The sequence below is a fragment of the Curtobacterium sp. NPDC098951 genome (genome assembly GCF_044759965.1).
GTDB lineage: Bacteria > Actinomycetota > Actinomycetes > Actinomycetales > Microbacteriaceae > Curtobacterium.
The window spans coordinates 708,819-724,548 of sequence record NZ_JBIWAG010000002.1 but is presented as its reverse complement, the minus strand read 5'-3'; the positions used below and the strand labels follow the sequence as shown (position 1 = coordinate 724,548).

The 15,730-nt window shown below is 70.9% G+C and carries 12 protein-coding genes; 9 read left to right on the top strand and 3 right to left on the bottom strand.

All coding sequences use genetic code 11. The features are described 5' to 3' along the window. Positions 1-13: 13 nt before the first annotated feature. The gene (locus ACIQUC_RS08055; RefSeq protein ID WP_402265298.1) at positions 14-1,024 is read left to right on the top strand and encodes a DnaJ C-terminal domain-containing protein; all 1,011 of its coding nucleotides are present in this window, start codon (positions 14-16) and stop codon (positions 1,022-1,024) included. Positions 1,025-1,150: 126 nt separating this feature from the next. Further along, positions 1,151-1,561 carry a heat shock protein transcriptional repressor HspR gene (locus ACIQUC_RS08050; protein ID WP_031261684.1) on the top strand — a complete coding sequence of 137 codons (411 nt, stop codon included), beginning with the start codon at positions 1,151-1,153 and terminating at the stop codon, positions 1,559-1,561. Positions 1,562-1,630: 69 nt separating this feature from the next. Here ACIQUC_RS08050 and ACIQUC_RS08045 read toward each other — a convergent pair whose 3' ends face one another. After that, entirely contained in the window at positions 1,631-3,547 is a 1,917-nt protein-coding gene (locus ACIQUC_RS08045; RefSeq protein WP_402265294.1) for a hypothetical protein, read from the bottom strand. Between the two features lie 107 nt (positions 3,548-3,654). Between ACIQUC_RS08045 and ACIQUC_RS08040 the strand changes: the two genes are divergently transcribed. Beyond that, positions 3,655-4,797, top strand: coding sequence for a class I SAM-dependent methyltransferase (locus ACIQUC_RS08040; RefSeq protein WP_402265291.1), 1,143 nt, complete (start codon positions 3,655-3,657; stop codon positions 4,795-4,797). Positions 4,798-4,941: 144 nt separating this feature from the next. Here the strand turns inward: ACIQUC_RS08040 and ACIQUC_RS08035 are convergent, their stop codons facing one another. Together ACIQUC_RS08035 and ACIQUC_RS08030 are read right to left on the bottom strand one after the other, a co-directional pair. Beyond that, positions 4,942-5,772, bottom strand: a complete 831-nt coding sequence (locus ACIQUC_RS08035; protein ID WP_402265288.1) for an aldo/keto reductase — start codon at positions 5,770-5,772, stop codon at positions 4,942-4,944. A gap of 83 nt (positions 5,773-5,855) precedes the next feature. Further along, positions 5,856-6,254 (bottom strand): hypothetical protein, encoded by a 399-nt coding sequence (locus tag ACIQUC_RS08030; RefSeq protein WP_022906154.1) that lies wholly within the window; start codon positions 6,252-6,254, stop codon positions 5,856-5,858. 217 nt (positions 6,255-6,471) lie between these two features. Between ACIQUC_RS08030 and ACIQUC_RS08025 the strand changes: the two genes are divergently transcribed. From ACIQUC_RS08025 to ACIQUC_RS08000, 6 genes are all read left to right on the top strand, one after another. Continuing rightward, complete coding sequence (locus tag ACIQUC_RS08025; protein WP_402265285.1) at positions 6,472-9,219, top strand: glycoside hydrolase family 2 protein; 2,748 nt, start codon at positions 6,472-6,474, stop codon at positions 9,217-9,219. Between the two features lie 204 nt (positions 9,220-9,423). Beyond that, positions 9,424-9,699, top strand: coding sequence for a twin-arginine translocase TatA/TatE family subunit (gene tatA, locus ACIQUC_RS08020; protein ID WP_022906152.1), 276 nt, complete (start codon positions 9,424-9,426; stop codon positions 9,697-9,699). Between the two features lie 134 nt (positions 9,700-9,833). After that, positions 9,834-11,252, top strand: a complete 1,419-nt coding sequence (locus tag ACIQUC_RS08015) for an MFS transporter (RefSeq protein WP_402265281.1) — start codon at positions 9,834-9,836, stop codon at positions 11,250-11,252. Between the two features lie 48 nt (positions 11,253-11,300). Continuing rightward, complete coding sequence (locus ACIQUC_RS08010; RefSeq protein ID WP_402265278.1) at positions 11,301-13,469, top strand: ATP-dependent Clp protease ATP-binding subunit; 2,169 nt, start codon at positions 11,301-11,303, stop codon at positions 13,467-13,469. Positions 13,470-13,649: 180 nt separating this feature from the next. Next, complete coding sequence (locus tag ACIQUC_RS08005) at positions 13,650-14,204, top strand: DUF2231 domain-containing protein (protein WP_402265276.1); 555 nt, start codon at positions 13,650-13,652, stop codon at positions 14,202-14,204. A gap of 199 nt (positions 14,205-14,403) precedes the next feature. Beyond that, the gene (locus tag ACIQUC_RS08000; RefSeq protein ID WP_402265274.1) at positions 14,404-15,729 is read left to right on the top strand and encodes a sugar ABC transporter substrate-binding protein; all 1,326 of its coding nucleotides are present in this window, start codon (positions 14,404-14,406) and stop codon (positions 15,727-15,729) included. Position 15,730: the final 1 nt, after the last annotated feature.

Here is a 15,730-nt window from a genome sequence, read left to right as displayed (position 1 = left end):
GAGGTAGGGATTCATGGCCAGTCAGGACTGGTTCGACAAGGACTTCTACAAGGTCCTCGGCGTCGACAAGACGGCGAGCGACGCTGAGCTGAAGAAGACCTACCGGAAGCTCGCGCGGCAGTACCACCCGGACTCCAACCCGGGCGACGCCGCCGCCGAGAACCGCTTCAAGGAGATCAGCGAGGCCTACTCGGTCCTCTCCGACAAGGAGCAGCGCCAGGAGTACGACCAGGTCCGCGCCATGGGTTCGGGTGCCCGCTTCACGGCGGGTGGCCCGGGCCAGGGCGGGGGCTTCGAGGACGTCTTCGGCGGCATGTTCGGTCAGGGCGGCGGCGGGCAACGCGTCCGCTTCGGTCAGGGCGGAGCCGGCGGCTTCGAAGACATCCTCGGCGGCATGTTTGGAGCAGGCACAGCCGGCGGTGGCGGTGGCTTCGGCCAGTCCAGCGGCGGCTACCGGGGCTTCGGTGGGCCGACGAAGGGTCGCGACGTCACGGCGACGACGACCCTCGACTTCACCACCGCGATCGCGGGCGACACCGTCAAGCTCTCGCAGGGCAACGGCCGTCCGGTGAACGTCCGCATCCCGGCGGGCGTCGCGGACGGGCAGAAGATCCGACTGCGCGGGCGCGGGGAACCGTCGCCCGACGGCGGCGAGGCGGGCGACCTGGTGGTCACCGTCACGGTCCGCAAGCACCCGGTCTTCGAGCGTGACGGGCAGCACCTCCGGCTGGACGTCCCCGTGACGTTCGTCGAGGCGGCCCTCGGCGCGACGATCGAGGTCCCGACGCTCGGCGGTTCCACCGTCAAGCTCCGGGTCGCACCGGGCACCCCGTCTGGTCGCGTCCTGCGCGTCAAGGGTCGCGGCGTCACGACCAAGAACGGCACGGGCGACCTGCTCGCGACGGTCCAGGTCGCGGTGCCGTCCCACCTGTCGGACAAGCAGCGCGAGGCCGTCGAGGCCCTCGCCGACGTCTTGCCCGACGAGAACCCGCGCGAGGACCTCCTCGCCAAGGCGCGCGACTAGCGTCACGCAACAACAGCGATGAACCCAGCCTGGAGGCTCGGCGCGGCTTCCTGACGGACGCTCGCAGAGCCTCCAGGCTGGTTTCCACCACCACGCGGAAGACGGAAGGAACACGCCATGACCGACATGGACGAGAACTCGCCCGTCTTCGCGATCGCGATGGCCGCCGAGCTCGCCGAGATGCACCCGCAGACGCTGCGGCAGTACGACCGGCTCGGTCTGGTCGTCCCCGGGCGGACCCGGGGCGGGTCCCGCAGGTACTCGATGCGGGACATCGCCCAGCTCCGCGAGATCGCACAGCTCGGGTCCGAGGGCGTCTCGCTCGAGGGCATCCGTCGAGTGCTCGAGCTCGAGAACGAGAACCGGGCGTTGCGATCACGGATCTCCGAGCTCGAGACGGCGCTCGCCGACCAGCTCATCAACCGGCCGGGTGCTCGCGTGTTCGCGGCCTCGGCCACCGGCGGAGCCGTGCCGCTCCGCGCCGGGGTGCGGCCGCAGCGGAATACGCAGATCGTGCTGTGGCGGCCGCCGCGCTGACGACCGAACGACAGCGGGCTCCGGGACATGATGTCCCGGAGCCCGCTGTCGTGTCAGGCCGTCAGCGGGTCACCGCGTCGCGGCGGGCAGGTCGTAGAGCCGCGTCGTGTAGGTCGAGCCGTCGACGGTCACCCGCAGCTTGAAGCCGAAGCGGAGCGACCCGGCGGACACCGTCCGGTCGAACGACCACGAGCCGTCGTCACCGATGGTGTGGCGACCGGGGACGATGACCGTGCCGGAGGCGTTGAGCACCTCGTAGGTCGCGCCGGCGGGGCCGGTGCCCTCGAACGTGTTCACGAAGCCGGGGAGGACCGCGTCCGTCGTCACGACGACCGGGGCGACCCCCTGGTTCGCGTCGATCGAGAACAGCTCCGAGGTCTCGGTCTGCCCGTCCTTCGTCTGCTCGACCGCGAACTGGAACGACGTGGCGCCGGTCGACACGACGCGTTCGAACTCCCACGTGCCGTCGTCGGCGACGGTCAGCGTGCCCGGGACGATCTGGGTGCCGGAGACGTTGAGCACCCGGTAGGTCGCACCCGGCTCGGCGGTGCCGCGGAACGTGTTCGAGAGTCCGGGGGTCACCGTTCGGGGCGACGTGAGCACGACCGGCGCGAGGCTGCCGTTCGAGCCGGGGTTGATCGTCACCTGGGCGGTGGTCGTGTTCGCGCCGCGCGAGGACTGCACGACGCGGAGCACGTGCTCGGCCCGGTCGAGGTCGTCGGTCGTGAGCGTCCAGCGACCGTCCGGCGCGACGACGTCGGTGCTGCGACCCACGATGCGGTCGGCGCCGCCGGTGACGTCGTGCACCTCGATCGTCGACCCGGGCTCGCCCGTGCCGGACATGTCGACCGGACCGCCCGTGTGCGCGGCACCGTCGGCGGGGGTCTCCACGGCGACGCCCGCGCCGTAGTCGACGTCGCGCGTCACCGCGTGCTCCGAGTCGACCAGGCCGGCGAGCGACTGGGTCGCCGTGACGGCGTACGTGCCGGCCGCGTTCGGTGCCGGGATGGTCGTCGACCAGCGTCCGGTGGTGGCGTTCGCCGTGACCGGGGCGCCGAGCGCGGTGCCGGCGGCGTCCCGCAGCTGGACGGTCGCGCCCGGGTGGGCGGTACCGGCGGCCTGGACGGGGGTGTCGCGGATCGGGGAGAACGTCGTCGTGAAGGTCAGTTCGTCGGCGGCCAGCACGGCGGTGAGGGTGGTCGACCCGGTGCGGTCGGGCCCGACGTACTGCTCGAGGCGGATCGTGTTCGTGCCGAACGCCAGGCCGGTGACGACCGCGGTCCACCGTCCGTCGGTGCCGATGGACACCGCGTTCGCGCCGTCGACGAGGACCTGCGCGTTCGGGGTGCCGCGGCCGCTGAGGAACGCGGTGCGGGCCAGGGTGTCGATGCGGTCGATCCGGGCGTCGAAGGCCGGCAGGAAGTCCGCCACGTTCGGCAGCCGGTCGGCGATCTCCTTGACCTGGAGTCGCATCACGGGGTCGTTGTTGTAGAGCCCGAGGAAGCCGCCGTTGCGCTCCGAACGGAGACCGGTGCCGATCGGGTTGTTCGACCCCTGGTTGCTCGCGAGCGAGAACCGCTGCTCGACGGCGCCGTCCACGCAGGACTCGAGCGTGACGCGGGAGTTGATGCCGGCCGTCGCGGTCGCGGCGCTGAGGCACAGGTCGGGCGCGGACACCGGGCGGACCGGGCCGACGGTGCCGGGCGCCGGCAGGTACCAGTCGACGGCGCGGTCGAGGGCGCCGGCGAGCGTCGCCGCACGGTTCGCGGCGATCTCCTGACCGGCGGCGCCCGGCAGCGGTGCGGCGAACGCCGGTGCGCCCTGGAAGGACGACGTCTCGGTGACGAGGGGGCCGACGACCTGGTCGCCGTCGGCCTGGGTCGTCGCGGCGGACGCCGAGGTCGCGCCGCCGGCGGCGATGGCCGCGGTGACGCAGACGCCGACCGCGATCCAGCGCGCGCGGGCGGTGGGGACAGTGAGTTGCATGAGGCTCCTTCGGAGTCGAACAGGACCTCAGCAACATATCGATGTGGAACACCGTATGTGAAAGTCTTGGCAACGCTTGGCAACAGCCGGACCGGTACGCTGGCGCCGTGCCACCCGACTTCGCCGACCTCTTCCGCCGCCGTCACGACGACGCGCCGGACCTCATCGCGATCGACGGCACCGACCGGTTCATCCTCGACGAGGCGCCGCACGTGCACGGCGACGCGCTCCGGCAGCCGGGCGAGGTCGCGGTGGTCGACGACCGGTACGGCGTGCTGACGCTCGGTGCGATCACCCTGCACGGCGCCTCGGACGTCCGGGTCGTGCAGGACTCCCTGGTCGGCGTGCGCGCGCTCGAGGCCAACGCCGGGACCTTCGGTCGGCGGGGCTTCCACCACCCGGGCACGCTCGAGCAGGCGTTCCGGGACGTGCGACTCGTCCTGCTCCGGCTGTCGAAGTCGAACGACCGGCTCGACGAACTCGCCCGTGCCGTCGCCCGGTTCGCCGCGCCCGACGTCGTGCTGCTGTGCGGCGGGGTGTCGAAGCACATGAACCTCTCGCAGAACGACGTCCTGCGCCGGTACTTCGGCGAGGTCACGGCGTCCCGGGGCCGGGGCAAGTCGCGGCTGCTCATCGCGCAGGACCCGCTCCGCGCACAGGCGACACGGGCGGACGCGACGAACCCCTGGCCGCGGTCCGTGCACGTCGACGACCTCGGCATGACCCTCGTCGCACACGGTGGCGTGTTCGCCGGGACCTCGCTCGACCAGGGCACGCGGGTGCTGCTCGACGCGATGGACGGCGCCGTGCCCACCGCCCGCACGGCGGTCGACCTCGGGTGCGGCAACGGCGTGATCGCCACCGCGCTCGCCCGGCGTCGTCCGGGCATCCGGGTGGTCGCCACGGACGTCTCGAAGATCGCGGTGGCGTCGACGATCGCCACGGCCAGGGCCAACGGCGTGACGGACCGGGTCGAGGTGGTCCGGTCGGACGCCGGCGACGAACTCGCCGAGGGGTCCTCGCAGCTCGTCCTCTGCAACCCGCCCTTCCACGAGGACACCACCGTGTCCACCGACGCGGCCGAGGCGATGTTCCGGAACGCGGCCACGATCCTCCAGTCCGGCGGTGAACTGTGGTGCGTCTGGAACTCGCACCTGCGCTACCGGCCGGTCCTGGAGCGGCTCGTCGGGACGACCAGGCAGGTCGTCCGCACGCCGAAGTTCACGGTCACCGCGTCCCGTCGCGTCTGACGCGTCTGACGCGTCGCGCCTGACGCGTTACGCCTCGCGCCGGACGCATCGCGCGGGACGCGGACACCGGACGCGGACACCGGACACCGGACACGAGAGCGGGGACGGTCGCTCGCGCGACCGCCCCCGCTCTCGTTGCCCCGCCTACGCCGGGATGTAGTCGAACGTGTCCGGGTCCGGACCCGTGCGGTGGTCCTTGTCGAGCGACGAGATCGCGGTCATGTCGTCGTCCGAGAGCTCGAAGTCGAAGATCGCGAAGTTCTCCTCGACCCGGGCGCGCGTGACCGACTTCGGGAAGACGATGTCGCCGCGCTGGATGTGCCAGCGCAGGACGACCTGCGCCGGGGTCTTCTCGATGTTGCCCGCGATGCGCGTGATGGTCTCGTCGTCGAGGACGAGTCCCTGCGCGATCGGCGACCAGGCCTCGGTCGCGATGCCGTGCTCGCGGTCGTAGGCGCGGAGCTCGTCCTGCGTGAGGTACGGGTGCACCTCGATCTGGTTCACGGCCGGGGTGATCGTGGTCTCGGCCGCGAGGCGGTTGAGGTGGTGGGCCTGGAAGTTGCTCACGCCGATCGAGCGGGCGGTGCCGCCGCGGTAGAGCTCCTCCATCGCCTTCCACGTCGGCACGAAGTCCGACTTGGTGGGCAGCGGCCAGTGGATGAGGAAGAGGTCGGTGTAGCCGCCGAGCAGCTCGGCCGACTTCTTCCCGTTCTCCAGCGCCGCCTCGGGGTCGTGGAAGCCGTTGTTGAGCTTCGACGTGACGAAGATCTCCTCACGGGGGATGCCGGACGCCTCGATGGCCTCGCCGACCTCCTTCTCGTTGCCGTACATCTCGGCGGTGTCGATGTGGCGGTAGCCGACCTCGAGCGCTGCGAGCGTGGCGTCCTTCGTCTCCGACGGGTCGATCTGGAAGACCCCGAAGCCGAGCTGCGGGATGGTCTTGCCGTCGTTCAGGGTGATGTTCGGAACGGTCATGGTCCGAGTCAACCAAAGCGCGCCCAGCCCGCATTCCGGGAACGTTCAGGCCGGGCGGGCCGCCGCCCGTCCGACGTACCCCGCTAGGCCAGTGCGGCCGTGATGTACGCCTGCAGCGCGAGCCCGTAGGCCTCGGCGGCGTCGTCCGAGGTGAACGAACGATCAGCACCGTCGATCGTCGCGACCACCGTGAAGCCGGCCGACAGCGACACGAACGCCGGCCCGAGCAGCTCGCGCAGCTGGTCCTCGCGCGGGAGCCAGAGCGACTCGGCGGCGTCCACCGAGTCGAGTGCCCACTCGGTCGTGCCGTTGAACCCGAGCACCGTGCCGGACGGGTAGTCGTGCCGCTCCACGGTCATCTCGGACACCGTGTAGACGTCGTCGTCCACGCCCGGCTTGTCGATCACGAACCGGTCGCCCGTCGTCGGGTGCCACCGGAGTCCGGCGTCACGCAGGGCGGTGGCGAGTGCAACACTGATCACGCTCCCCAGCCTGCCACTCGCGGTCCTGCAAGGTCGCCGTACTAGCATCGCCGGGCACCCCCACGCGCGATCGCACCAGCGTCCGCGCGCGCGACGCGACGACGCCCGGCCGACCGGTGCAGCGCCTCCAGGCCGAGACCCCGGCCCCGGGGCGGGCCGCCGGCCGGCGCCCCGACCGTGGCGGACACCGACCCCTCCGCCGAAGAGAAGGACCCGCATGACCCTCGAACGCGAGGAACTCCGCGACGACTGGACCGTCACCCTGGCCGAGGGCCCCGGTGCGCCGGACGGCGTCGCGGGCCGCGTCATCCCGGCGACCGTGCCGGGGCAGGTCCACACCGACCTCGAGCGCGCGGGCCTGCTGGCGGACCCGACGTTCGACCGCGACGAGGACGCGGGGAAGTGGGTGGGACGGGCGGACTGGTCGTACCAGCGCACCGTCGACGTCGACCCGCGCGGCTTCGAACGCGTCGATCTCGTGTGCGACGGACTCGACACCGTGGCCGAGCTGAGCCTCGACGGCGTCGTGGTCGGGACCACCCGGAACATGCACCGGCGGTACCGCTTCGACGCGCGCGACGCCACCGGCGGTGTCGGCCGCGGCAGCAAGACGCTCGAGATCCTGTTCGAGTCGCCCTACCGCGAGGCCGGACGCGTCGCCGCGAAGGCCGGCAGCATGCCCGGTCCGTACGACGAGCCGTTCCCGTACATCCGCAAGATGGCGTCGAACTTCGGCTGGGACTGGGGGCTGACGGCGGTGACGAGCGGTCCGTGGCGACCGGTCGCGATCGAGCGGTGGTCCACGGCGAGGCTCCGGGACGTCCGGCCGCTCGTCGACGTCGAGGCGGGGGAGGGCGTGCTCGACGCGCACATCACCGTCGAGCGCTCGGGACTCAACGACCTCGACCAGGACGGCGAGGACGACGACCTCGTGCTCGTCGTCACCGTGAGCGGGGGGACGGCCGACGGCGGGACCACGCGGCAGCGCTCCCGCGCCCAGCTGACGCCGAAGGACGACGAGACGGTCGTCACCGTGCGCGTGCCCGAGGTCCAGCGGTGGTGGCCGCGCGGCTACGGCGCACAGGAGCTCTACGACGTCGTGGTCGAGCTGCAGACGGTCGACGGCGAGGTCCTCGACCGCTCGACCTTCCGCACCGGCTTCCGCTCGACGCGCATCGACACGACGTCGGACCGCGTCGGGAAGCCGTTCAACGTGCACGTCAACGGCACCCTCGTCGACGTCCGGGGCGTGAACTGGATCCCGGACGACGTGATCGTCTCGCGGGTCACCCGGGACCGCGTCGAGGGGCGGTTGCGCGCCGCCGCCGACCTCAACGTCAACCTCGTGCGCGTCTGGGGTGGCGGCGTCTACGAGTCGCGCGACTTCTACGAGGTCTGCGACGAGCTCGGACTGCTCGTCTGGCAGGACTTCCCGTTCGCGTGCTCGGCCTACCCCGAGGGCGAGCCGATCCGCAGCGAGGTCATCGCCGAGGCCCGGGACAACGTCGCCCGGCTCTCGCGGCACCCGTCCCTCGTGCTCTGGAACGGGAACAACGAGAACATCTGGCTGCACGAGGTCGACGGCTGGGCCGCCGAGCTCGGGGACCGCGGCTGGGGCCTGGACTACTACCTCGACCTGCTGCCGACCATCGTCGACGCGGTCGACCCGTCCCGCTTCTACACGGTCGCCTCGCCGTGGTCGGGCTCCGAGTCGCTCTTCGCGAACGACGTCGACCACGAGACGCACCACTCGTGGGAGGTCTGGAACCGCCTGCCGGACACCGCCTACCGCGAGTCGGTGCCGCGCTTCGTGTCCGAGTTCGGCTGGCAGGCACCGCCCGCCTGGCGGACGCTCCGCGACGCCGTTCGGGACGCGCCGCTCGCCGTCGACTCGCCCGGCGTCGTCCACCACCAGAAGGCGGCGGACGGCATGGGCAAGCTCGAGCGGGGACTCGCACCCCGGTTCGGTTCCGTCGCCCCGGCCGAGTTCGACCGGTGGCACTACCTGACGCAGCTCCAGCAGGCACGCGCGATCGCGACGGGCGTGGAGCACTGGCGGACGCACTGGCCCCGGAACACGGGTGTCGTCGTGTGGCAGCTGAACGACCTGTGGCCGGTCTCGTCGTGGTCGGCGATCGACTCGGCCGGGCGGCTGAAGCCGCTCGCGCACGAGCTACGGCGGCTCTACGACGACGTGCTGCTCACGATCCGTCCGGTCTCGTCGGTCGCGGCTGCGGTCGGTGACGGCGTCGGGTCCGGGGGCGGCTCCGGTGTCGGCTCCGGTGTCGGCTCCGGCCAGGCGGGTGGGTCCGGTCCGGTGGACGGGTCGGAGCAGCCGGGAGGCGCGGATCGCGGCGCCTCGTCGGCCGCCGTCGGGGAGACGGCTGATCTGGGCGACCTGGCGGACACGCTCTCCCTCGGGGTGTCGCCAGGGGCGTTCGGCAGTTCGCCGATCGAGATCGCGGTCCGTTCGACCCGGTCCGGTCACGACAGCGTCGTCCGGGTCCGGCGCGTCACCCTGGCGGGCACCGTCCTCGCCGAGGTCTCGCTGCCCGTCCACCTGTCCGCCGCCGGGGTCGCCGTCGTGGCGCTGCCGGAGTCGGTCGGAGTCGTGGACGACCCGACGAACGAACTCGTCGTCGCCGACATGGACTGGCGACGTGCGGTCTGGACGCCGGCACCCGACAAGGAGATGCGCTGGGAGCCCGCCCGCTACCGCACGGCGTTCACCCCCGCGGCGGACGGCGACGGGCTCGACCTCGTCGTCGAGGCGGAGGGGCTCGTCCGCGACCTGCTCTTCCAGCCGGACCGGGTCGCTGCCGGCGGCACCGTCGACCGTGGCTTCATGACGCTGTTGCCCGGGGAGTGCGTCGCGTACCGCCTGCGGGGCGTGACCGAGGCGGACGTCCCGGCGCTCTCGGCAGCGCCGGTGGCCTGGACCCTCGACGCGGTGCTCGCACGCTGACGGACTGACCGCGTCCCTGCCTGCCGTCTGTCTGTCCGCCGGTACGCCTGGCTTCCTTCCTGCCTGCCTGTGCGAACGGTGTTCGTTCCGGGGCCCGCCTGGGCTTCCTGACCGGTGCGAGTTACGATGGGTGCACGACGGACTTCCGCCGCACGCGTCGACGGTGACTCGGAGACGGCGACCAGATCCAGATACCAAGGAGTCATGATGCTCGGAAACCTCGGTGGCGTACACCTGCTGATCATCCTCGGGATCATCATCCTGCTGTTCGGCGCGACCAAGCTCCCGGCGCTCGCCAAGGGCCTCGGGCAGTCGATCAACATCTTCAAGAAGGAGATGGGTGACGACGACAAGAAGGCCAAGGGCACCGACGCCGGAGCGCAGAACACCACGGTGACGAACACCGCGGCCGAGCCCGCCCCGCAGCCGGTGGTCAACCCCGGCCCGTCGGTCCAGCCGAACTCGGACTCCAGGAACTAGGACCCCAGCCCCGTCCTGTCGGCAGCCCCCGCGACCCCGTCGGTCGCGGGGGCTTCGTCGTGCACGTCGGACGAGTCGTCCACAGGTCGTCCCCAGGGCAGGCGGGACCGCGCCGGGTGGCGGAGGATGAGCACATGACGACCCCTGCCCCTGCGGCCACCGCTCCGCTCCGCGACGACCGCCGTGTCGTGCTGGTCGTGGCAATCCTGTCGTCCTTCGTGGTCGGGCTCGACTCGAGCGTCGTGAACGTGGCGCTCCCGGCGATCCGCGACGAACTCGGCGGGGGACTCGTCGTCCAGCAGTGGACGGTGGACGCCTACCTCGTCACGCTCGGGTCGCTCATCCTCGTCGCCGGCAGCCTGTCCGACCTGTTCGGCCGTGTCCGGATCATCACGTGGGGGCTGGTGGTGTTCGGGATCGCCTCGGTCGTGTGTGCCGTCGCGCCCACGGGCGAGGTGCTCATCGTCGCCCGGGCGCTTCAGGGCGTCGGCGGGGCGCTCGTCACGCCGAGTGCGCTCGCGCTCATCGTTGCGGCGTTCCGTGGTGCGGCGCAGGCCAAGGCGATCGGGACGTGGACGGCGTGGTCGAGTGCGGCGACGATCCTCGGGCCGGTCGTTGGCGGGCTCGTCGTGGACGGCATCGGTTGGCGGTGGATCTTCGTGCTGACCGCCGTGCCCATCGCCGTGACCATCCCGCTCGTGTCGCGGATCTCGGCGGACGTCCGGGTCGGTCCGCGGGCCCACGTGGACGTGGTGGGCGCGGTGCTGGCCGTCGTGGGGGTCGGCGGTGTCGTGCTCGGGCTCATCGAGCAGGAGCGCCTCGGGTGGGGCGCGCCGGTCGTCCTCACGGCACTGGTGCTCGGCGGGGCGGCGCTCGTGGCCTTCGTGCCGTGGGAGCTCCGCGTCACCCGTCGGCACGGTGCGCCGCTCGTCCCGCTCGAGCTCTTCCGGGCGCGGAACTTCACGGTGGGCAACCTCGCGACGCTCTCCATCTACGGCGCCCTCGGGATGGTGTTCTTCGTGGTGACGCTCTTCCTGCAGGAGGTCTGGCGCTTCCCGGCCTGGCTCGCCGGTCTCGCGACGCTGCCCCCGACCGTGATGCTCCTCGTCCTCTCGACCACGGTCGGTGCGCTCGCCGGCCGCTGGGGGCCGCGGTGGTTCATGGCCGCGGGCCCCGCCATCGCCGCCTGCGGGGCGCTCCTGATGCTCGCCGCCGGTGACGATCCACGGGGCTACTGGTGGTCGGTCCTGCCCGGGCTGGTGCTGATCGGTGCTGGGATCGCCCTGATGGTCACCCCCTTGACGAGCGCGGTCCTCGGGTCCGTCCCGCAGTCCGAGGCCGGAGCGGGATCGGCCGTGAACAACGCCGTCGCGCGGATCGCCGGGCTCGTCATGGTCGCGCTCGCGGGGATCGTGCTCGGCGGTGCGGTGAGCGTCGGGGGACTGCACCGCGCGATGGTGGTGATGGCGTTCCTGCTCCTCGCCGGTGCCCTCGTGAGTGCCGTCGGTATCCGGAACCCGCGGCGGGAATCTGCCGCCGCGGACGCAAGTTGAGTGGAGTAGACTCAACCTCAGGACCACCGCAACGAAAGGACGGAACGCATGGCGAACCTCCAGGGCGCTCCTGACTCGCAAGAACGACAGAAGACCGCCCTCGAGCAGTACGGCGTCGACCTCACGGCGATCGCTCGCAACGGCAAGCTCGACCCCGTGATCGGCCGCGACGCCGAGATCCGGCGCGTCTCCCAGGTGCTGACGCGCCGCACCAAGAACAACCCCGTGCTCATCGGGGAACCCGGCGTCGGCAAGACCGCCGTCGTGGAAGGACTCGCCCAGCGCATCGTCGCGGGCGACGTCGCCGACTCGCTCAAGGACAAGCGCCTCGTCTCGCTCGACATGTCCGCCCTCATCGCCGGCGCCAAGTACCGCGGCGAATTCGAGGAGCGGCTGAAGGCCGTGCTCAAGGAGATCAACGACTCCGACGGGCAGGTCATCACCTTCATCGACGAGCTGCACACGCTGATGGGCGCCGGCGGGGGCGAGGGCTCCGTGGCCGCCTCGAACATGCTCAAGCCGATGCTCGCGCGCGGCGAACTCCGACTCATCGGGGCGACGACGCTCGACGAGTACCGCGAGTACATCGAGAAGGACGCCGCGCTCGAACGCCGCTTCCAGCAGGTCTTCGTGGGGGAGCCGAGCGTCGAGGACACCGTCGCGATCCTGCGCGGGCTCAAGGAGCGGTACGAGGCCCACCACAAGGTCACCATCAACGACTCCGCGCTCGTCGCCGCGTCGAGCCTGTCGAACCGGTACATCTCCGGGCGGCAGCTGCCGGACAAGGCGATCGACCTCATCGACGAGGCGGCCTCGCGGCTCCGGATGGAGATCGACTCCAGCCCCGTCGAGATCGACGAGCTCAAGCGCACCGTCGACCGGCTGCGCGTCGAGGAGTTCGCGCTGAAGCAGGAGAAGGACGACGCGTCGAAGGCGCGCCTCGAGACCCTGCGTGCCGAGTTGGCGAGCCGCGAGGGGCTGCTCGCCGAGCTCGAAGCGCGGTGGCAGGCCGAGCGGGCCTCGCTCAACCGGATCGGTGAGCTCAAGCAGCAGCTCGACGACCTCAACGTGCGGTCGCAGCGGGCGCAGCGCGAAGCCGACTACGAGACCGTGAGTCGGCTCGAGTACGGGGAGAAGCCGCGCATCGAAGCGGAACTCGCCGCGGCCGAGCAGGCCGAGTCCGCCGACCGCATGGTGAACGACAGCGTCACCGACGAGGACATCGCCGCCGTGATCGCCCAGTGGACCGGCATCCCCCTCGGGCGCCTGCTGCAGGGCGAGACCGAGAAGCTCCTGCACCTCGAGAACGAGCTCGGTCGGCGAATCATCGGGCAGCGCACCGCCGTCTCGACGGTGTCCGAAGCCGTCCGCCGCACCCGCGCCGGCATCTCTGACCCGGACCGACCGACGGGCTCGTTCCTGTTCCTCGGCCCCACCGGCGTCGGCAAGACCGAGCTGGCCAAGGCGCTCGCCGAGTTCCTCTTCGACGACGAGAAGGCCCTCGTCCGGATCGACATGAGCGAGTACGGCGAGAAGCACTCGGTGGCGCGGCTCATCGGCGCCCCGCCCGGGTACATCGGGTACGAGGCCGGCGGGCAGCTCACAGAGACCGTCCGGCGTCGCCCGTACTCCGTGGTGCTGCTCGACGAGATCGAGAAGGCCCACCCCGAGGTCTTCGACGTGCTCCTGCAGGTCCTCGACGACGGCCGGCTGACCGACGGGCAGGGCCGGACGGTCGACTTCCGGAACACCATCCTCATCCTGACGTCGAACCTCGGGTCGCAGTTCATGACCGACCAGTCGATCACCGATGTCCAGCGCGAGGAAGCCGTCCGTGAGCTCGTCCAGCAGGCCTTCCGGCCCGAGTTCATCAACCGGCTCGACGACATCGTCGTGTTCCAGGCGCTGACGGAGGAGGACCTCGGGCAGATCGTGTCGCTCTACGTGGACCGGCTCGCCCGCCGACTCACCGATCGTCGCCTCGAACTGGCCGTGACCCCGGACGCCCGCACCTGGCTCGCCGAGCGGGGCTACGACCCGGTGTACGGCGCGCGTCCGCTCCGTCGGCTCATGCAGCGCCAGATCGACGACCGGCTCGCGCGGGCGATCCTCGCCGGTGACGTGCGCGACGGGGACACGGTCCGCGTCGACGTCGCCCCGGGCGGCAACGAGCTGACGGTGGAGCCGTTCGAGCTCGCGGAGATCGTCGAGGAGTAGACGCGGACGGGCCGGACCCCTGGACAGGAGGCGCGGTGTCGGCTCCTGGGGCGGCGCCTCGTTCGCGGGTCCGCCGGTTCGCCGGTTCGTGGGTTCGCGGGTTCGCTCGGCGAGACCGGAGTGTTCAGAGCGTCGGCGCGCTGTGAACGCTCCGGCCTCGCCCGGCCTACGGTCCAGGGCATGCCTGAGATCCGAGCGTTCCGTCGCCTCACCGACGCCGTCGAGCACGCCAGCGTGCTCGACAAGGCGGTCGACATCGATCGTTCCGTGGTGAAGGCCTTCGCGAAGCCGAAGGCACTGCGCCAGCTGCTGCACGGCGTGCCGTTCGGGCACCCGCTGCACCCGCTCCTGGTGCAGGTGCCGCTGGGGGCGTGGACCTCGGCGGCGGTGCTGGACCTGATCGGCGGCAAGGGGAACGCGCGCGCGGCGAAGACCCTCGTCGGCGTGGGGCTCGTGTCGTCCGGCAGCGCATCGGTGGCCGGCTACGTCGACTGGTCCGAGCTCGACGGTGCGCAACTCCGGACGGGCTGGGTGCACCAGGCGGTCAACTGGGTGGGCATCTCGTTGTACGGGCTGTCGTGGATGCAGCGGAAGCGCGGGAACCACGGTGCGGGCAAGCTCCTCGGTTTCGCGGGTCTCGCGGTGGTCGGCGTCGGCGGGTACCTCGGCGGACACCTCGCGTACCGGCAGCGGGCCGGTGTGAGCCGGCACGGAGAGGTGCCCTTCGACGCCTGAGTGCGGGTGCTGATCATGCCTGGTCATGACCAGTTCGTCAAGCGTCGTCGATCATCCGTTCCACATCCGTGATCCCCCGGAAACATGCGGATCGCGATTGTCCACAGCCTTCGGTTCCGTGGTTGACATCCCTGCGTGATGGGTCTTTACTCACCATTACGCAACGTCCTTTCATAAAGGTCGGACCAAGGGAGTCAACGTGACACGCACGCGTTTCGCCGCACTCGGTGCGCTCGCCCTCGCAGGCGCGCTCGCCCTCACCGGGTGCTCCGCCGGAAGCAACGGAGCTTCCGACAGCGGCACGAAGTCCATCGGCACACCCGATGGCAAGGGCAAGACCATCACCGTCTGGATCATGAACGGCGACCTCAGCCCGAAGATCCTCGACGTCGCCGAGCAGCAGTTCACGAAGGCCACCGGCGCCAAGGTGAAGCTGCAGCTCCAGCAGTGGGACGGCATCACGACCAAGCTCACGACGGCGCTCGCCCAGAAGGACGCCCCGGACGTGGTGGACCTCGGCAACACGCAGGTGCCGGTGTACGCGGCGACCGGGGGCCTCATGGACCTCTCGCCCTACAAGTCGGAGCTGCAGGACGGGCAGACCTGGCTCTCCGGGCTCGAGGGCCCGGCGACGGTGGACGGCAAGCTGTACGGAGCCCCGCTCTTCGCCGGCAACCGCGCGGTGATCTACAACAAGAAGATGTGGGCCGACGCCGGGGTGACCGACGTCCCGAAGTCCTACGACGAGCTCACCGCCGACCTCGACAAGGTCAAGGCGAAGAACCCGCAGGCGGACTTCTCGGCGTTCTACATGCCGGGGCAGTACTGGTACGGCGGGCTGCAGTGGGTGTGGGACGCCGGTGGGCAGATCGCGACCGAGAAGAACGGCAAGTGGAAGGGCGCGATCGACTCGGACGATGCCGTCAAGGGCCTCACCGCGTGGAAGGACTTCCAGAACGCGTACTCGGCGAAGTCCACCCAGGACATCAACACCGACAAGCCGGCAGAGTCCGACGTCTTCGCGCAGGGGAACACGTCGGCGATCCTCGGCTCCGCGTGGGAGATCGGATCGATCACCACGGCGAAGCCCGAGCTCAAGGACCAGATCGGCACGTTCGCGATGCCGTCGAGCACCGCGGGCAAGACGCAGCCGGTGTTCCTGGGCGGTTCCGACCTCGGCATCCCGTCCAAGTCCGCCAACCAGGACCTCGCGCTGTACTACATGAAGATCCTCACCTCGAAGAAGTTCCAGCAGGACCAGGTCTTCGGGGTCGACGGATGGGAGCCGAACTCGACCGAGCTCCTCGACTCGGTCGCCGGTGACGTGGACGAGCTCCACAAGCCGTACTTCGAGGCTGCGTCGACCAGCCGTCCGACGCCCGCGACCCCGGGCTGGGCGACGATCGAGGGCGACTCGACCTTCCAGACGATGTTCGCCGACATCGCCACCGGTCGGAAGTCGCCGCAGCAGGCAGCCGAGGGCTTCTCGGAGCACCTCACGACCGCGCTCAACGCGCAGCAGTAGT